Source organism: Synechococcus sp. RS9916, assembly GCF_000153825.1.
In the GTDB taxonomy this organism is placed as follows: Bacteria; Cyanobacteriota; Cyanobacteriia; order PCC-6307; family Cyanobiaceae; genus Synechococcus_C.
On sequence record NZ_DS022299.1, the window covers coordinates 370,044 to 384,643 of the forward strand.

25 protein-coding genes and 1 riboswitch are annotated in these 14,600 nt (G+C 58.8%); of the genes, 18 read left to right on the forward strand and 7 right to left on the reverse strand.

Translation table 11 applies throughout. The features are described 5' to 3' along the window. Positions 1–10 precede the first annotated feature (10 nt). Positions 11–277: a hypothetical protein gene (locus tag RS9916_RS02245; RefSeq protein WP_007097562.1), complete on the forward strand. Its 267-nt coding sequence runs from the start codon at positions 11–13 to the stop codon at positions 275–277. A 219-nt stretch (positions 278–496) separates the two neighbouring features. On the opposite strand, the gene RS9916_RS14700 is transcribed toward RS9916_RS02245, so the two are convergent. After that, entirely contained in the window at positions 497–655 is a 159-nt protein-coding gene (locus RS9916_RS14700; RefSeq protein WP_007097563.1) for a hypothetical protein, read from the reverse strand. A 44-nt stretch (positions 656–699) separates the two neighbouring features. On the opposite strand from RS9916_RS14700, the gene RS9916_RS02250 reads away from it, so the two are divergent. From RS9916_RS02250 to RS9916_RS14705, 6 genes are all read left to right on the forward strand, one after another. Next, entirely contained in the window at positions 700–885 is a 186-nt protein-coding gene (locus tag RS9916_RS02250) for a hypothetical protein (RefSeq protein ID WP_007097564.1), read from the forward strand. A gap of 39 nt (positions 886–924) precedes the next feature. After that, positions 925–1,809 carry a GNAT family N-acetyltransferase gene (locus RS9916_RS02255; RefSeq protein WP_038023090.1) on the forward strand — a complete coding sequence of 295 codons (885 nt, stop codon included), beginning with the start codon at positions 925–927 and terminating at the stop codon, positions 1,807–1,809. A 35-nt stretch (positions 1,810–1,844) separates the two neighbouring features. Continuing rightward, entirely contained in the window at positions 1,845–2,198 is a 354-nt protein-coding gene (locus RS9916_RS02260) for a hypothetical protein (RefSeq protein WP_007097566.1), read from the forward strand. Positions 2,199–2,257: 59 nt separating this feature from the next. Continuing rightward, entirely contained in the window at positions 2,258–2,488 is a 231-nt protein-coding gene (locus RS9916_RS02265; RefSeq protein ID WP_007097567.1) for a Nif11-like leader peptide family natural product precursor, read from the forward strand. Between the two features lie 39 nt (positions 2,489–2,527). Continuing rightward, positions 2,528–3,085 (forward strand): hypothetical protein, encoded by a 558-nt coding sequence (locus RS9916_RS02270; RefSeq protein WP_038024052.1) that lies wholly within the window; start codon positions 2,528–2,530, stop codon positions 3,083–3,085. Positions 3,086–3,315: 230 nt separating this feature from the next. Then, positions 3,316–3,474, forward strand: coding sequence for a hypothetical protein (locus tag RS9916_RS14705; protein WP_007097569.1), 159 nt, complete (start codon positions 3,316–3,318; stop codon positions 3,472–3,474). 216 nt (positions 3,475–3,690) lie between these two features. On the opposite strand, the gene RS9916_RS02275 is transcribed toward RS9916_RS14705, so the two are convergent. The 3 genes from RS9916_RS02275 to RS9916_RS14710 form a co-directional block, all read right to left on the reverse strand. After that, positions 3,691–4,005, reverse strand: a complete 315-nt coding sequence (locus RS9916_RS02275; RefSeq protein ID WP_007097571.1) for a hypothetical protein — start codon at positions 4,003–4,005, stop codon at positions 3,691–3,693. A gap of 354 nt (positions 4,006–4,359) precedes the next feature. Further along, complete coding sequence (locus tag RS9916_RS02285) at positions 4,360–4,587, reverse strand: hypothetical protein (RefSeq protein ID WP_007097573.1); 228 nt, start codon at positions 4,585–4,587, stop codon at positions 4,360–4,362. A gap of 589 nt (positions 4,588–5,176) precedes the next feature. Beyond that, positions 5,177–5,353 carry a DUF4278 domain-containing protein gene (locus RS9916_RS14710; RefSeq protein WP_007097576.1) on the reverse strand — a complete coding sequence of 59 codons (177 nt, stop codon included), beginning with the start codon at positions 5,351–5,353 and terminating at the stop codon, positions 5,177–5,179. A gap of 197 nt (positions 5,354–5,550) precedes the next feature. On the opposite strand from RS9916_RS14710, the gene RS9916_RS02290 reads away from it, so the two are divergent. Continuing rightward, complete coding sequence (locus tag RS9916_RS02290) at positions 5,551–6,195, forward strand: SOS response-associated peptidase (protein ID WP_038023094.1); 645 nt, start codon at positions 5,551–5,553, stop codon at positions 6,193–6,195. Between the two features lie 33 nt (positions 6,196–6,228). Here RS9916_RS02290 and RS9916_RS02295 read toward each other — a convergent pair whose 3' ends face one another. Then, positions 6,229–6,756 (reverse strand): hypothetical protein, encoded by a 528-nt coding sequence (locus RS9916_RS02295; protein ID WP_007097578.1) that lies wholly within the window; start codon positions 6,754–6,756, stop codon positions 6,229–6,231. A 15-nt stretch (positions 6,757–6,771) separates the two neighbouring features. On the opposite strand from RS9916_RS02295, the gene RS9916_RS13695 reads away from it, so the two are divergent. The 6 genes from RS9916_RS13695 (at position 6,772) to RS9916_RS02320 (ending at position 10,811) form a co-directional block, all read left to right on the forward strand. Then, complete coding sequence (locus RS9916_RS13695; protein WP_071961540.1) at positions 6,772–6,939, forward strand: DUF2256 domain-containing protein; 168 nt, start codon at positions 6,772–6,774, stop codon at positions 6,937–6,939. 639 nt (positions 6,940–7,578) lie between these two features. After that, the gene (locus RS9916_RS02300; RefSeq protein ID WP_038023097.1) at positions 7,579–8,346 is read left to right on the forward strand and encodes a metal ABC transporter ATP-binding protein; all 768 of its coding nucleotides are present in this window, start codon (positions 7,579–7,581) and stop codon (positions 8,344–8,346) included. A 46-nt stretch (positions 8,347–8,392) separates the two neighbouring features. Next, entirely contained in the window at positions 8,393–8,866 is a 474-nt protein-coding gene (locus RS9916_RS13470; RefSeq protein ID WP_007097582.1) for a Crp/Fnr family transcriptional regulator, read from the forward strand. A gap of 149 nt (positions 8,867–9,015) precedes the next feature. Continuing rightward, positions 9,016–9,855 (forward strand): metal ABC transporter permease, encoded by an 840-nt coding sequence (locus RS9916_RS02310; protein ID WP_038024056.1) that lies wholly within the window; start codon positions 9,016–9,018, stop codon positions 9,853–9,855. Between the two features lie 20 nt (positions 9,856–9,875). Further along, a riboswitch (cobalamin riboswitch) is annotated at positions 9,876–10,025 on the forward strand. A gap of 12 nt (positions 10,026–10,037) precedes the next feature. Then, on the forward strand, positions 10,038–10,346 hold the full coding sequence (locus RS9916_RS02315; RefSeq protein WP_007097585.1) for a DUF3721 domain-containing protein: 309 nt from the start codon (positions 10,038–10,040) through the stop codon (positions 10,344–10,346). Positions 10,347–10,469: 123 nt separating this feature from the next. Continuing rightward, complete coding sequence (locus RS9916_RS02320; RefSeq protein ID WP_007097586.1) at positions 10,470–10,811, forward strand: c-type cytochrome; 342 nt, start codon at positions 10,470–10,472, stop codon at positions 10,809–10,811. A 119-nt stretch (positions 10,812–10,930) separates the two neighbouring features. On the opposite strand, the gene RS9916_RS02325 is transcribed toward RS9916_RS02320, so the two are convergent. Continuing rightward, positions 10,931–11,332, reverse strand: coding sequence for an OsmC family protein (locus RS9916_RS02325; RefSeq protein WP_007097587.1), 402 nt, complete (start codon positions 11,330–11,332; stop codon positions 10,931–10,933). Between the two features lie 144 nt (positions 11,333–11,476). On the opposite strand from RS9916_RS02325, the gene RS9916_RS02330 reads away from it, so the two are divergent. After that, positions 11,477–12,415 carry a DMT family transporter gene (locus tag RS9916_RS02330; RefSeq protein ID WP_198003376.1) on the forward strand — a complete coding sequence of 313 codons (939 nt, stop codon included), beginning with the start codon at positions 11,477–11,479 and terminating at the stop codon, positions 12,413–12,415. On the opposite strand, the gene RS9916_RS02335 is transcribed toward RS9916_RS02330, so the two are convergent. After that, positions 12,405–13,202, reverse strand: a complete 798-nt coding sequence (locus RS9916_RS02335; protein ID WP_007097589.1) for a VanW family protein — start codon at positions 13,200–13,202, stop codon at positions 12,405–12,407. The two genes, RS9916_RS02330 and RS9916_RS02335, sit on opposite strands and share 11 nt — an antisense overlap. Before the next feature lie 58 nt (positions 13,203–13,260). Here RS9916_RS02335 and RS9916_RS02340 point away from each other — a divergent pair, with 58 nt between their 5' ends. The 3 genes from RS9916_RS02340 to RS9916_RS02350 are packed head-to-tail and all read left to right on the forward strand — an operon-like array spanning position 13,261 to position 14,576. After that, positions 13,261–13,983, forward strand: a complete 723-nt coding sequence (locus RS9916_RS02340) for a 16S rRNA (uracil(1498)-N(3))-methyltransferase (RefSeq protein ID WP_007097590.1) — start codon at positions 13,261–13,263, stop codon at positions 13,981–13,983. Between the two features lie 9 nt (positions 13,984–13,992). Beyond that, positions 13,993–14,346, forward strand: a complete 354-nt coding sequence (locus RS9916_RS02345; protein ID WP_007097591.1) for a hypothetical protein — start codon at positions 13,993–13,995, stop codon at positions 14,344–14,346. Then, entirely contained in the window at positions 14,346–14,576 is a 231-nt protein-coding gene (locus RS9916_RS02350; RefSeq protein ID WP_007097592.1) for a hypothetical protein, read from the forward strand. The genes RS9916_RS02345 and RS9916_RS02350 overlap by 1 nt, the downstream gene beginning before the upstream one ends. The last annotated feature ends 24 nt before the right edge of the window (positions 14,577–14,600 follow it).

Genomic DNA, 14,600 nt, shown 5'->3' on the forward strand with positions numbered 1-14,600 from the left:
CTTTGCAGTGATGGAATCGCCTTCTAGCCCGAAAGAGTCTTCTGATCAGCCGCTGGACCTGGATCAGCTCAAAGGCATGACAGGAGGCATCAAGCCGCCTGCTGCGGTCAAGATGGAAGTATCCGCTAGTCCAAATCATGCTCTGCTTGAAAAGCAGAAGCACACAGATCTACCTGTTGATGCGAGCAAGTCAAGTGAGGAAGACAAGGATGCGGTTCGTCAGCGTCTCAGTGACCTCTATGGACATCCCGTGCATCAATCAGTTAACCCTGGATAATTCGAATTTATGGTTTTTGCCCAGTTGAATCGCCTTATAAATAATTGAAAAACCTCGTTTCTAGCAGACTTGTGGGTTTTGGGATCTGAGATCTGATCGGCACCAGCGAAAGCCAATGACACTGGCCTGTGTTTCAGGATCTGCCTCCTTCCGCATCAGGCTCAACGTCCCACTCTGTCTGCTGTGACTCCGAGAGTCGTACCGGCAGCAGTGTTTTCCTCAGTAGTAAGAGGTCTGAGGAAGCGTGAATCCCGAGTTCATGTGCTGCACGTCGAGCAGCACGTACGTGAGCCACAGCAGCAGTGCTGCAATGCCGGATCCAGCTGCCACCTTGGCGATATTGCGGAGCAGGATCTCCACCAGGCTGACGTTTTTCACGGTGTGAGCTCGGAAGCAGCCATCCTGAATGATCGGGCTGACGGATGGCGCTTTTGACCTTGAACTCCCCTTGGATCAGTTTGGCAATCACCGCTGGTCTGTTCGCCGCTCTCCAGGTGTGGTGGATCGGTTCGTTGCTACGACGTCAACGACGGAACCGTTTGGCGGCACCGTTGAGCAGCAGCGACTTCCGCGCCCAGTTGGAGCGCATCTTTCGCGCAGAGCCATAAAGGGTTGTCCCTTCAGCGTTGCGCTTGCAATCTGAAGGGATGGCCTCGTTTCTCAAGATCCGCACGGTGATGCGCAGCGATGTGCCCCTGATCACCGAGTGGGCCCGTCAAGAGGGATTCGCCCCCGGGAAAGGGGATGTGGGCATCTACCGCCAAACCGATCGCCAGGGCATTTGGGTTGGCTGCTTGGCTGGTGAGCCGATTGGTTGTATCGCCGGCGTGCGTTACAACCTCGCCTACGGCTTTATCGGTCTCTACTTAGTCCGCCCCGAGCACCGTGGCCACGGGTATGGCCGGGAGCTTTGGCAGTGCGCCCTCGATCACCTTCAAGATGTGGCCTGTGTTGGCCTCGAAGCAGCCGAAGCGCGAATCAACGACTACGCCGCCTGGGGTTTTCAACAGGCGTCACCCACCATCCGTTGGCAGTGCAGCGGCACTGAGCAAGACCGGGGCCAAAGTCACTCTGGTTTGCCTGCAGATCTGCAGCTGCTGCGTGGCGATGCCATTCCTGAAACGGCGCTGCAGGTCTACGACGCGCAACGGGAGCTCAGCCCGCGTCCCCATTTCCTCTCGGATTGGTTGCACCACCCTGCTGGCACGGTGTTGGCTCTGCTTGATCAGCAGCAGGCTTGCCATGGATTTGCGCGCATTCGCCCATGCCTTCTCCAAAGAGGTGAAGGGTGGAGGATTGGACCACTGTTGGCGGATACCCCCGCTTTGGCGGAGTTGCTAATCCGCAGCCTGCTTTGCGATCACCCCGGAGTGGTGCTCATCGATTCGCCTGGTGGCAATGCCGAGGCGTCTCCGTTGTTGCAAGGCCTTGGCTTTGATCCCGTGACTCGCACCCTTCGGATGTATCGAGGGTTGATGCCAACCCAAGGTCTTGAGGATGTGTATGGGTTGGCTTGCCTTGAGCTGGGTTGACGCTGCATGGATGTGATTGCTGTTAGAGGTGACCCATGGATGGCCCCACAAGTCGACAATCGATCGAGCAGCAATTTGCGAGAGCGCAGGAGCTGGGTCGCTGGCTGACTGATGACGAGCTGGCAGCTGAAGACGAGCAGGAATCCCTGCGATTGGCTGAAGCGCAAAAGCGGAAGTCGCTGCGAACCCGACTCATCGTGCTGACGGCGGTGTGCGTGGTGCTTCCTCCGTTGTGGCCCTTAGCCCTGGCTTTGACGCTGTACCTGCTGTTTCCCAACACCAGCTCGCGTTTGTTCCTTGCCGCTGGGGTCGGTGTGATCCTCGCGGTGCTGGCTGGTCTTGGGCTGTCGGTTTGGCTGCTGATCTGGCTCCTGTCAATTCTGTTTTGAAGGGGTCTGGCGCCGGCTGAATCGGCGGGGCATGGTGGGTGCGCAAGACATGCAGATCGATGAGCTGGCAGGAGCTCGAGCGCTTGGTGAGTGATGTGGAATCCGATGGCGTGATCCGCCGGGCCATGAAGTGTTGCCGTTCGCAGCACGAGTTTGTGCTGGCTGCACGTCGCCTTGGCTACCGCATCACCCGTGTGGATCTTCAGCTGGCGTTTGAGGAAGAGCAGCGCGAGCTGCGCATGGCCGCTGATCAATTGGCTGCGGATCAGTTGTTGTGCGGTGACGGTTGAAGGCGGAAGAGCCTGCAGAATGCGCGTCTGAAGCAAGTGCTGATCGTGCGAAGTCTGCGGGTGGTATTCAGCCTGATTTGCGTCGCGATGGTGGTGGTGCTGTCGGGGCCAGTTGCGCCTGCCTGGGCCGCCGGTCTTCAGCTGAGCGATGTAAGCCTCGCGGTCTGTGACCAAGCGGACCCGGGAGCGCAGCCTGGCCCCAGTGGCGACCCTCGGCGAGCAGGTGTTACCCGCACTGCCGGAGCCAGTTGTTACGTGCTGAGCGGAGCGGTGAATAACCCCGGTCGTAAGCCTGTTTTCGATACGGATGTCTATGCCCGGATCCTGGATGCCAGTGGCGAACCGGTCTTGCAGAACCGCACCCGCGTGGGCTCGATCGGGGATGTGGAGCCCGGCTCGCACCCCTTTGCTCTGCGTTTGGCGGTTCCTGCTGGAACGCCAGGGCCGTTTGAGGTGTCCAATCCAAGGGCACGGGGTTTCAGTGCACCGGTTCGCACCCGGGCCACTGATGATGAGGACCTACTCCCGCTTGAACAGCAGGTGGTTGATGTGGAGGATCCCGGTGCCTTCATGCCATCCGTTTCAGAGATGCCTTGAGGTGGGCGCTTCAATGTGCAACTTGAGCGGCCTCTTGGTTTGTCCTCGACCAAGACTGGTCTGATCAGGGTTTTCATTTGGCCCTTGTACCGCTTCCTTGGAAGGCCCAGTCACGCCAGTGGGATCTCGTGGCCGGCTGGGCCTCCAGTTGCCAGCGTTGAGGGCCGCGTGTCTTGGATCGATGCAGTCGCTTTGGTCGGCATAGGCTTCCTGAGCTGCGAGCTGACCTGATGAAGCGCATTCTGATCGTTCATAATCTCCTGGAGGGGCAGAAGATTGTGCACGAACTTGATGACAAGGATTTTGCGATTGAGTTAGTCGAAGGCGAAAATTTTGACGAGAACGATGACCTCGATATCGAGTCGCGTCTGTTCTTTAAGGTTGATTGAGAGCCTCTGAATGGGAGGCTCCCGCAGACGTCTTGCGCTTGGATTGCAAACATGCCTCTACGAGAGGGCCTCTCAAGCAATCTGTTCTTTGACCTGCCGATCCTGAACCATGCAACTTGTGTTGGCTGCTGTGGCCTTGATGACCTTGCTCTGGGGGACGCAGGTGATGGTGCGCCGTCAGTTGGAATCTCAGCAGACCGATCGAGATGATGATGCTTAAGAGCTGGCCACGCCATCCAATAGCGCTTGAAGTTTGGTGCGGAAATCCCCTTTCGGCATGCCTCCCTTCAGCTCACCGTGAATGGTGAAGTCTGATTCAGGGTTGGTGACCAAGAGATACGTGGGCCATCCCATCCCTTCTTTGCTGGGGTACTGGGCCAACAACACCTTTCTGTATTTGCGATACGTCTCTGTGTCTTGCAGCATCACCGACACAAATTCGCAGCTCAGTTCCTTCGCAACGTTGCTGTCGTAATGGCTCATGCGGTGGCAGGTGCCGCAGTCTTCTGAGCTGAATTTGAGCAGATGCATAGGACGATCACTGCGGATTAACAAGCTAGCCAGAGCTTTTTGATCGTCTTGTTTTTCTTTTCACCACCGTTGGAATCGTTGATGAGCCCCTACTGGCTGAATCCCTCATCGATGGCAGCCGCTGCAGCCGAGCGCGGTCTGATAGAACGGACTTGGACTCATGAGACCCATGTCAGTTCAACCTGTGGCTTCAACCCCTCTGGGTTCCTCGATTGAGGCGCTCGGTGATGGGCTTTATCGCGTTTGCGATTCGGCAAAGCATTGCGAGAACGTTCGTGGCCTTTGGTCAGCAGGTGAGCTGGTTCGTGAGATGGAAGTGCATCGGCGGCTCCCCGGCAAGCAGCTTCGGGCTGGTTAGGGCGATGGATTGGGCAGGGAGCGCATGGCTTCTTCTGTCTGGCTGGGGCTGAGGCCCTGTTGGTAAATCACCCAATTGGTCGCTGCTTTCTGGGTCTGCCAAGCCTGCAGAAGTTGTTTGGCCAGATGTCTGAGCTGGGCGGGATCACTGGTGGCATCGAGGGCTCGGTTGAACTGCTCGAGATGAAAGTGCTGTTCCGTGCTCAGTTCAATTCCTGACGACATGGTTGCCTCCAGACGATGGCTAGAAGGTATCGGTGTGAACGCTGGGGGTTGTAGCGATCTCTACCGCTTGGCGCCTGTGTCAGTGTTTCAAGTTGTGATCTCTGTCGCGTGTCGCGAGCGGTTTGTGCAGATTGGTTTGGTGCTGCTGCTTGGTGAATGCGACTCTCCTGGGCTCAGCATCTTCAGGCGGCGCGAACTCTCCAGCTCAACGGCGACGCTGACTTAGGTGGCAGTTTGTGCTTGATGGCAATGGCCTTATTGATTCTTTCCGAAGATCTGCTGGAACTGGAGATCCAACGTCAATGTGTCGTGTCTGACCATTGAGTCAGTCTGACTCCGATTCCTCAGCACTCGCATCGGGAGGGACGCGGAAAGAGCCTTTGCTGCGGTTCGTTCTCGCAGCATTGCGGATTGCCGCAAGCACCATTGCTCTTGTAGACCTTTTGCGTTCCGACTGGGCGGGTGGAGTCAGCGCTTCATTGGCATGGTTGTTGTTCGTTCAGGTGGAACGGCGGTGGCGGACTGACAGTTGATGCTGAAAAGCCCCCTGGATCAGGGGGCTTTGGGGTTTGTTGCTGTCGCCCTCGAATCAGATGCTGTAGCGGATGCCCCGGTAAACGAGTTCGGTCCGCTTTTGTGGTTTCAGGGCAGTGTGATGGGCATCGATGTATTCCACGCCGCGATAGGCCTTGGCCATCAGGCGCTGAGCATCCTGCAAGGCGGCCTGCTTGCGCATTTGGGTGCGGGTGATTTCGAGGCTGTTCATGGTTGAACTCCACAGTGTCCACGTCCCCGTTGCTTGGCGTGGATCGATCTGCAGCCCACGGAATGGGGCCCAACGTGCTCTCACTATACCCATTTCTGTAGTTTTTGCTACCAAAATGGACTTTGGTTGGGTTGTCGCGTTGTCTGTGTTGTGTGGATTGGGTGCGCGATCCTCGGGAGAAGCGGAGCTGTGGCGAGATGTGTGGGCGTTTTTCACTTCAGTGCTCAGTTGATCAGTTGCCACTGCCTTTGTTGGATGTCCTCCCTGCTGATCACAGGCGCCACTACAGTCCTCGGGCTCTTGTCTCACCATCTGAGCCTGTGCTGGCTTTGGTGCGCGACGAAGGTGTCCAGCGCGCGGCTCTGCTGCTCTGGGGGTTGCTCCCCTCCTGGGTGAAAGATCCAACGCAGGGTCCTCGGCCCATTAATGCCCGCTCTGAAACCGTTCCGCAGAAGACCAGTTTTCGAGGCGCATGGCGCCATCGCCGTTGTTTGATTCCCGCAACGGCATTTTTTGAAAAGCGGCATTGTTTTCGGCCATCCCACGGGGGGGTGTTCTGGCTGGCCGGGTTGTGGGAGCGTTGGCTGGGTGCCGATGGCAGCGAGGTGGACACCTGCACAGTGCTGACCACCTCTCCCAACGCCCTCGTGGAGCCCTGGCATCCGCGCATGCCCGTCTTGATTCCTGAGGGGCTCGAACAGGCTTGGCTTGCCCCTGTTCATGGGGCCGAGCTGCAGGCTCTGGAAGCGTTGTTCTCGCCTTGGTCTCCGGCCGACTGGATCCATGAAGGGCCCGCTCCCCGCCCGGGGCGGTCCGATGTGGTGCAGGGGTCGCTGTTTTGAAGGCCCTTCTGGGGGCGTCAGTGGAGGGGCGATCTACGGGCTGGGTTCGTTGGAATCGCTGCTCATGGTTGAGGTGAGGAATTGAATCGGCACGCTGAATGTGCAGATCGCATGGGGGTCTCCAGGCAGGATCGCCACGCAAGCCACCTCGCGATCGCGATGGCTGATTCGGCTGTGCATCACGAACGCAGTGGCATCCTCGACGCTCCACATCGCTTGTCCCCCGCTGCGTCGCTCCTCCAGGTAGGTCTCCCAGATTTCCCCAAAGGCTTCGGCATCATCTCCAGTGCTGAATTCTTCACGGGCTTGTTCCAATCCCACCGTGCTGAATCGATCAAAAAAGCGCCGCATCAACGGCGTGCCGATCACTGCCGATGCCTTCAGCACCGAGTTGATCGTGCCGACAGCGGTCACGGTGAGCCGCGGCTTCCCATAACGCGCATCAATCACACCAATAGGCAGATTGAGATCCCACTCAGCATGACCACTGACTGCGCAGGCCAGGTCAAACAGGCCCCCTGCGCATTGCTTGACCAGGTCCTGAATCGCTCGTTTCTCCATTAATCGCTGTTCTGCATGTCGTCTCGTCCGCGTGACCGCCCCACCAAAGTCTGCCCGGTGTGTGGCCGTCCATTCCAATGGCGCAAAAAGTGGAAGGACGTGTGGGAGGACGTGCGCTACTGCTCTGAGCGGTGTCGCCGTCAGCGCAACCGGATGGCAAGGGAAGACGTCAGCCCGGGGTAATGGAATCAGGCTTCATTTCGTTCGAGATCTTCAAGTGCATCGCGTCCCGTGGACCTCGAAGGCGGCGTGCACGTCAAGTCGAACACCTATGAGCCATAAAAAAACTCCGCCAAAGGCGGAGTTTTGAGCGGGTTTCAGGTTCGGGCGTCTGACCTTGTTTCGACTCCGAATTTGAAACCTTTCTCCTCACATCAACACCATCGCCATACAACTGTCACTGTGCCATTTGTGGGTGGACGCTTTTGTGATTGGTGCGTCGGCCGCTGTGGCCGATGTGTTGCTTTTGATCCGCGGCGCTTCCCCTGGGTTTGCTCCTCTGCCAGCGCAATGAAGGGTTTCGTGGTCACGGTTCGTGGCCGATGGCGCGTCAAAGACGATCTGGTGAAACGTGATTGACGCAAGGTCGTTTCTTTTCAGTGCCGCTTTGCCGTGGCTGCGCGGTTTCAGTCGTTTAGGTTGAATCGATTAAGGGGTTCAGCGTCAGGTGGCTGAAGTTGCAGGTGTTCGTTTTGGTGGCACTTTCACTGCCGACTCTCTTTCAAAACCCAACGGACCAGCCCCTCTTTCGCTCGATTTGCAGCGCCACAGTGTGAGACTCCTCCTGCAGGGTCTGAAAACGCAGGGTCAGCAGCGATGACGATGCGAATCGAGGCCGACCGTGTCTGTGTGAATTACAACGGCACCGTTGCTCTGCACGATGCCTCCCTCACGCTTCCTGCAGGCCGCATCTGCGGCTTGGTGGGCATGAATGGGGCAGGCAAATCGACGTTGTTCAAAGCCCTCACTGGGTTTGTGCGTCCATCCCGAGGTCGCATCCGCATCAATGGTTTGACGGTCTCAGAGGCTCAGCGGGAGCAGGCGGTGGCCTACGTGCCCCAGAGCGAGGGCATCGATAACAACTTCCCTGTGTCGGTCTGGGACGTGGTGATGATGGGTCGTTACGGGGCGATGAATCTGCTGCGCATTCCTGGCCAAGTTGATCGGGTGGCTGTGCGCGAAGCGTTGTCTCAGGTCGATCTGCTTGAGCTGCGTGATCGTCCGATTGGTGCTCTCTCGGGTGGTCAGCGCAAGCGTGCGTTTCTGGCGCGCGCCATTGCCCAGGGGGCTTCGGTGTTGTTGTTGGACGAACCGTTCAACGGCGTGGATGTGCGCACGGAAAAGCTGATGGCGGATCTGTTCCTGCAGTTCCGTGATGAAGGGCGCACCATCCTGATTTCCACCCACGATCTCAGCCATGTGCGCGAGTTTTGTGACCTGGTGGTGCTCATCAACAAAACAGTGTTGGCGTACGGCGAAACCTCTGAGGTCTTCACCCCCGAGAACCTGTCTCTCACCTTCGGGGGGGTGCGTCCTGATTTGTTGACGGGCAACAGTTCCGCTGATCGGGACGACCGGCCCCTGGGGTGATTCATGGTTAAAACGGGGGTCTTCCCTTTGGGAGCGCCTGTCTGCCATGGACCGAACATGCGAAGGCACCTTGTTGGTTGACTTCCAACACTTCCCGCAGATCCCGCTGTTTGAAGACGTGGATGAAGAGCTGGTGGTGAGCTGGATGGTGCATCGCCCCCAGCGTGGGGTGCAGGCAGGTGAACGATTGATCCAGCGGGATCGGCTTGCAGAGCAGGCGTTCCTGTTGCTGGATGGGGAGTTGATGGTGCATCTCGACACCTCACCCGCTTATGACCTGGGGTCGGTGTCCCCTGGCGATTGCGTGGGAGAGGTCTCGACTCTGTGTGGCATCCCCGCTACGGCCAACGTCAGTGCTGCGGCCGACAGTGTGGTGTGTGAGGTGCCTCGCGATGAACTGATGGCCTGGTCCCGGCAGTCGCACCAGTTTGCGCTCAATCTGATCAGCCTGATGGGGCACCGCTTGCGCACGTCGAACCGATTACTCAGTGATGAACAGCACGCCCAGGAAGAGTTTTAGGCCTGGTCTTTGCGCGATCTCCTCATCGGTGGTGTGCATCACCGCTGAGCTGAGCCTCCAAGAGGCTGGACGTGTTCGTTTTGAAGCGGTCGCGCATCGGCGTCGCAGGCCTGAGAGACTGCCCAGGTGCCACGGAGCCATAGGTGCTGATCGACTGGGTGCTGGAACCACTGCGCCACGAATTCATGGTGCGGGCTCTGCTGATTAGTGCGTTGGTGGGCTCAGTTTGCGGCCTGCTCTCTTGCTACATGACGCTCAAGGGTTGGGCGCTGATGGGCGATGCCGTCTCCCATGCGGTGTTGCCAGGTGTGGTGCTCGCTTACGCCCTCGGTCTCCCTTTTTCTCTGGGGGCGTTTGTGTTTGGCGTGGGCTCGGTCGCGACGATCGGGTTTGTGCAGCAGAAATCGCGCATCAAGGAAGACACGGTGATTGGCCTTGTCTTCACAGGCTTTTTCGCTCTCGGGTTGGTGCTGGTGTCGAATGTGCGCAGCAACATCGACCTCTTTCACATCCTGTTCGGCAATGTGCTCGGCATTTCGGGCAGCGACATCCAGCAAACACTGGTGATCTCTGCTGTGGTGATGAGCGTGCTGGTTCTGTTCCGGCGCGATTTGCTGATGTTTTGCTTTGATCCCACCCACGCCCGCTCGATTGGGATCAACACTGGTTTTCTGCATTATCTCTTGCTCTCGATCCTCTCGCTGGCTGCGGTTGCCGGCTTGCAGACCGTGGGCATCATTCTTGTGGTTGCGATGTTGGTGACTCCGGGAGCCACCGCTTATCTGCTCACCGATCGCTTTGATCGCATGACGCTGTTGGCGGTTGCCAGCAGCGTGATCTCCAGCGTGGTTGGTGTGCTGGTGAGCTACTGGACCGATCGGTCTCCGGCGGGCTGCATCGTCTTGGTGCAGACCGGTTTGTTTGTTCTGGCTTTTCTGTTTGCGCCTAATCACGGCATCTTGCGCCGCCATTCGTTTTTGGCGCGCTGAACCCCTGACTGGGGTGTCTGCAGTAGAACGTGTTAGTCGGTTCCTCAGGAGACCACCCTGGGGAGGTAACGGGGAAAGCGCGGTGAAAATCCGCCACTGTCCCGCAGCTGTGAACCAAGCCGTTCCCGGTTTTGGTAGTCAGAACGCCCGCCGAGCTTGTTCCCTACGACGTGGATCGATTGATGTCTGTGTTCCCGACGGTTGTCTCCGCCGCACGGCTTGGCGTTCTAGGCGTTGTGGCTTCTGTTGCAGGGTTTGGCGTCAGTGTTCAGGCCCACCATGTGCCGGGTGATGACCACACCGGTGTGATCCTGTCTGCCGATCCTGCGACGCACTCCCACTCATCTCCTCGTGGAGTGAGGGCGATGTATCCCACCCGCGAAGAAGCGGAAGCTGCTGCACCCCAGTTCGGCTGTGAAGGGGCTCACCAGATGGGTGAACAGTGGATGCCCTGTGCCTCCCACGATCAAGGCGGGCAGCATGGCAAGTAACACCAGCCTGTGGTTCTGCTCTTGCGGGTTGCGTCTGCTTGGCACGGTGTGACGAACTGCAGCGAGGGGCCTGACTCGGGATCGCAGGCCTCTGAGAATGTCTGAAGTGCTTCGCCTGTCCCGATGCGTGCCCTGTTCTCTGTTGTCGCTGCTCTGATCCTGCTGATCTCGGCACCTGTTTCTGCATTCGCTGGTGATGCTGTCAACGGTGCCAAGGTTTTTTCCGCCAATTGCGCTGCTTGTCATGCCGGTGGCGGCAATGTGGTGAATGGTGAGCACACCCTCCAGCAAGACGATCTCAAGGCCTATCTCGCCCAATACAACAATGGCCATGAGAGCGCCATCGTGGCCCAGGTGACCTATGGCCTCAATGAGATGCCTGCCTTCATCGGCACGCTCACGGAGAACCAGATTTCGGATGTGGCGGCCTACGTCGAAGAGCAGGCCAGCAACGGTTGGGGCTGATCTCTTCCCTTGGCATTTTTTAAGCGGTCTGGCCTGTTGGGTCAGGCCGCTTTTTGTTGTCGATTGAGGGATGACAGCAACGCCGTTTGATCAGGCCGCTTTAGAAGCGCTGATCATCATCAGGCCCAGATCAGTTCAATCGTCAGTGCCTGTTCCAGGTTGCGTTTTACCGGGCACTCGTTTGCCATGCGCATCAGCAGGCGGCGTTGCTCTGCTGTGCAGTGCTCGGGCAGGTGAACATGCAGGCGAAGCTTCTCGATTTTTCGGGGGCCCGATTGGGTCATGCGTTTCTCAACCCGGGCCGTGGCACCGCGCACGTCCCATTGCCTGCGCTTTGCGGTGATGCCCATCACCGTGAGCACGCAAGTGCCCAGCGATGTCGCCAGCAAATCAGTGGGGGAGAAGCTTTCACCCAAACCGTCGTGGTCTGAGGGGGCATCGGTGTGCAACTGACTGCCCGAGGGGCCGTGGGTCGCTTCGCAGTGCAGATCGCCTGTGTAGCGGCAGTCGATCGTGGTCATGTTCACTCTCCCCGTTCTCGCCTCAGTCTCGGTCTCTTCTCAGGGGTCGACCATCGCGACCATGCACCGTGATGGATGGCAACGGCGCTCGCGATGATCAAAGTGAAGACGGTTGTTTCGTGCTCTTGAGCGATGGGCCGTGGGATGGGGGTTCTGGCACTGTTCATCCTGCTGAGGGGCAGTGACAGCTCTTTGCTCAAATGGCTGCAGATTCAGGGGTCCGCGGCTGCCGGTGCTGGGCAACCCATCAGTTTCTGCAACGTGTTCTTCTTCTCCAGCTTGGTCACCGGTTTGGTGATCTTGTTCTGGGATCGCCGCGGCACGATGCGCCGCTTGCCGTCTCTGAACCCGACGGACCGGCGCCTGTTGGTGACCCACTCCTTCACCGGCTTCTTCCTGGCGCCCATGGCCTACTACTTGGCCCTTGAACAGCTCAGCGTTGTGCAGCAAACGTTGCTGTTCAGTCTCACCGTGCCCTGCACAGCCTTGGTCGCCCGGTTTGTGCTGAAGGAATCCTTGCCTCGGTTGTTCCCGCTCAGCTGTGGTTTGATCACGCTCGGTTTGCTGCTGTCTGCGCGAGCTGGGGCAATGGCAGACAGCCCGGGCATGGCCCTGGATGGCCGCGGGGTGGCCTGGGCGTGTGTGGGGATTGCTGCCTTTGCCTGGAGTGGGGTGAATGCACGGCTGCTCAGCCAGAAGTCGATTGGCGTTGGCCTCAGCATTGGTGTGAGCAGCCTGATGGCAGCACTGGCCTTCGCGGTGATCGCCATCGTGCTGTTCGGCCCCAGTCACTTCATCGCGTTAAGCCGCTGGTGGGTGTTGGGGGTCATCGGTGGGTATGCGTGTCTTGTCACCCTTGGAAGTCAGTGGAGCTTGATGCAGGCTTATGCCTGTCTTGGTGTGGTGACGGTCACGGTGTGGGCGACGCTCACCCTGGTGGTGTCTCTGGTGGTGGCCCATGGGCTGCTGGCGGAGCCCTTAAGCCCGATGGCCATCGGGGCTGCGGCCCTGATCGTGCTGGCGGTCTTGGTGCAGCATTGGTCTCCGATGAGGCGTCCAGCACCTGAAGCAGTTAGTCGTTGATTGGATACATGACGCGCGACCTGTTGCGCATCAGCAGTCGCTCATCGATGGTTTCGCCGCTGTTTCGATCCACTTGGCGCTGCCAGAGGCTGTTGCAGCGGTAGTGGACCTCTCCGTCCTGCTCGAAATGATGGTCCTTCTCGATCACTTGGTAGCTGAAGGGGGGGATGGATTCCGCCCGCAGTTCTCCGCAGAGATGGGTGTCGTTGAGCCACACCATCAGTTGCAGGGTCTGATTAGTGGGGTTACGAAACCGCAGATCCACGTAGTTGTAAAAGAGGCTGGCACCACTGCCGAAGGGCAACACCCGGCCTTCATCGGGGAAGGGATCGAAGCTGTGATGGTGCCGCTCCGTCAGTTGGAGGGGACTGTGCAGCCCCATCCAATGGATCAAATTCGCTAGTTGGCACAGACCACCGCCAACTCCCACCGTCACCTTGCCTTGGGAGAGCTGCACTCCTGGGAGGTAGCCCTTGCGGGCTGATGTGCGACCGATCCGTCGCCAGATCGAGAGGGTGGCACCAGGAGGAATCAGCAGGCCATGCAGGTGGGGGGTGGCCAGTTGCAGGTTGACCACCTTGTTGTGCTGGAGCTGGGGATCGGTGTCCCCCAGCCGGCGCAACAGCAGCGATTGGTGACGCACCAATCCCATCGGCAGGGGGTCAGTGCTCTGTTGGTGCGCAAAGACCACCCCTTGATGCCAATCCTGCCAACGACGTTTCCAGCGCAGTTGATGGATCCGAAGGGGCCGCATCTGTTGCCGGATCCGCTGACGCAAGCTGTTCATCAGTGCTGGTGAGGTGGTGGGTCATGGCAGCGTTGGAGTCGCAAAGACTTGCGCTCGCATGAACCTGGTGCTGCTGCGGGAGGGTGACGCCTGGTTGTCGGACAACGTGGTGACCCTCACCGATCATCGTGCCGATCACATCCTTCGTCACCTGGGGGCGAGTGTGGGTGATGCCGTGAGGGTGGGACAGCTGGGCGGCAAGGTGGGTGTTGGGCGCCTTGAAGCCATTGACCAAGGGCATGTGACCCTGTCGGTGCAACTCGAGGCTGATCCCCCCCCGCGCCATCACTTCGACATTGTCTTGGCTTTGCCCAGGCCGAAGATGCTGCGTCGCATCTTGCGCACCGTGGCGGAGTTTGGCGTGGAGAACTTGCACCTGATCAACAGTGCTCGCGTGGAGAAGAGTTATTGGCAGACTCCGCTGCTGAGTGCTGCCAAGGTTGATGACGCGCTGATGGCGGGGATGGAGCGCTCCAGCGACACGGTGGCGCCCAGGGTCCATCTGCACAAACGCTTCCGCCCCTTTGTGGAGGATCAACTCGTGGATCTGTGTGCGGGGAGGTCCTGTTGGATCGCTGATATGGATGCCCCAATGGCCCTGGCGGCTCAACCAATCAATCGGGCGGTGGTGATGATCGGGCCGGAAGGGGGATTCGTTCCCTTTGAGATTGCCTTGGCGCAAAAGGCTTTGGCCAAGCGGGTGCACTTAGGTGTGCGTACTTTTTCCGTCGACACGGCACTGACCACGGTGCTGGCCCAAGTGCTTCCCGGTGCTGCCTAGTGCGAAGGTATGGAGCTGGACGCCCGGATCCAGTTGGAGATCGACGCCATGACCGACAGCAAAGACCATGCCGCGCTGCAGGCCCTTGTGGCTGACGTTGGGGCGGGCAATGTGATCGATGCCGAATTGCTTGAGGGGTGCGCAGTGGCCGCCCATGAGCTGGATGAGATGGATGCCGATCAAGCGGCTCAGGTGGCTGCCCATTGCTTCGCGACCTTGTTCGATCACAAGGTGGATCAGTCCTCCGGCGCGGAAGCAGATCCCGACGAGGGCTTCTGGAGCGGCAGCGTGCAGGGCTTTGGCTTTGAAATCAGCCGTGATGACCTAGGTGATTTGGTGATCGATTTTCTCGATGCGGCCTGATGACGCCTGAGGATCTCAAGGCCGATCTTTCCGAGCGCTTGGGCCAGCGGGTGAGCGAGCTGTTCACCCGTGAGGGAAACCCCGTTGTGGAGATGACCGATCTCTACCAACCATCCCCCGCAGGATTTGGTGGTCAGTTGCGGCTGAGGGATGGCAGCCGCATGGCGTGGGAGTTATGGCTTGAGGATGGCGAGAGCTGGAATTTTCATGCCAGCCCCGTGGTTGGTTGAGCGGTTGTTGTTGTTGATTAGTGG

Excerpts from the sequence above, each read along its gene's own strand:
- RS9916_RS02260 (WP_007097566.1), top strand. The coding sequence starts at position 1,845 with ATGGATGGCCCCACAAGTCGACAATCGATCGAGCAGCAATTTGCGAGA.
- RS9916_RS02325 (WP_007097587.1), bottom strand. The coding sequence starts at position 11,332 with ATGACCACGATCGACTGCCGCTACACAGGCGATCTGCACTGCGAAGCG.
- RS9916_RS02320 (WP_007097586.1), top strand. The coding sequence starts at position 10,470 with ATGCGTGCCCTGTTCTCTGTTGTCGCTGCTCTGATCCTGCTGATCTCG.
- RS9916_RS02345 (WP_007097591.1), top strand. The coding sequence starts at position 13,993 with ATGGAGCTGGACGCCCGGATCCAGTTGGAGATCGACGCCATGACCGAC.
- RS9916_RS02340 (WP_007097590.1), top strand. The coding sequence starts at position 13,261 with ATGAACCTGGTGCTGCTGCGGGAGGGTGACGCCTGGTTGTCGGACAAC.
- RS9916_RS14705 (WP_007097569.1), top strand. The coding sequence starts at position 3,316 with ATGAAGCGCATTCTGATCGTTCATAATCTCCTGGAGGGGCAGAAGATT.
- RS9916_RS02245 (WP_007097562.1), top strand. The coding sequence starts at position 11 with ATGGAATCGCCTTCTAGCCCGAAAGAGTCTTCTGATCAGCCGCTGGAC.
- RS9916_RS14710 (WP_007097576.1), bottom strand. The coding sequence starts at position 5,353 with ATGAACAGCCTCGAAATCACCCGCACCCAAATGCGCAAGCAGGCCGCC.
- RS9916_RS13470 (WP_007097582.1), top strand. The coding sequence starts at position 8,393 with ATGGACCGAACATGCGAAGGCACCTTGTTGGTTGACTTCCAACACTTC.
- RS9916_RS02330 (WP_198003376.1), top strand. The coding sequence starts at position 11,477 with ATGGGGGTTCTGGCACTGTTCATCCTGCTGAGGGGCAGTGACAGCTCT.
- RS9916_RS02290 (WP_038023094.1), top strand. The coding sequence starts at position 5,551 with ATGTGTGGGCGTTTTTCACTTCAGTGCTCAGTTGATCAGTTGCCACTG.
- RS9916_RS02335 (WP_007097589.1), bottom strand. The coding sequence starts at position 13,202 with ATGAACAGCTTGCGTCAGCGGATCCGGCAACAGATGCGGCCCCTTCGG.
- RS9916_RS02300 (WP_038023097.1), top strand. The coding sequence starts at position 7,579 with ATGCGAATCGAGGCCGACCGTGTCTGTGTGAATTACAACGGCACCGTT.
- RS9916_RS02265 (WP_007097567.1), top strand. The coding sequence starts at position 2,258 with ATGAGCTGGCAGGAGCTCGAGCGCTTGGTGAGTGATGTGGAATCCGAT.
- RS9916_RS02250 (WP_007097564.1), top strand. The coding sequence starts at position 700 with ATGGCGCTTTTGACCTTGAACTCCCCTTGGATCAGTTTGGCAATCACC.
- RS9916_RS02255 (WP_038023090.1), top strand. The coding sequence starts at position 925 with ATGGCCTCGTTTCTCAAGATCCGCACGGTGATGCGCAGCGATGTGCCC.
- RS9916_RS02350 (WP_007097592.1), top strand. The coding sequence starts at position 14,346 with ATGACGCCTGAGGATCTCAAGGCCGATCTTTCCGAGCGCTTGGGCCAG.
- RS9916_RS13695 (WP_071961540.1), top strand. The coding sequence starts at position 6,772 with ATGTCGTCTCGTCCGCGTGACCGCCCCACCAAAGTCTGCCCGGTGTGT.
- RS9916_RS02295 (WP_007097578.1), bottom strand. The coding sequence starts at position 6,756 with ATGGAGAAACGAGCGATTCAGGACCTGGTCAAGCAATGCGCAGGGGGC.
- RS9916_RS02275 (WP_007097571.1), bottom strand. The coding sequence starts at position 4,005 with ATGCATCTGCTCAAATTCAGCTCAGAAGACTGCGGCACCTGCCACCGC.
- RS9916_RS02285 (WP_007097573.1), bottom strand. The coding sequence starts at position 4,587 with ATGTCGTCAGGAATTGAACTGAGCACGGAACAGCACTTTCATCTCGAG.
- RS9916_RS02315 (WP_007097585.1), top strand. The coding sequence starts at position 10,038 with ATGTCTGTGTTCCCGACGGTTGTCTCCGCCGCACGGCTTGGCGTTCTA.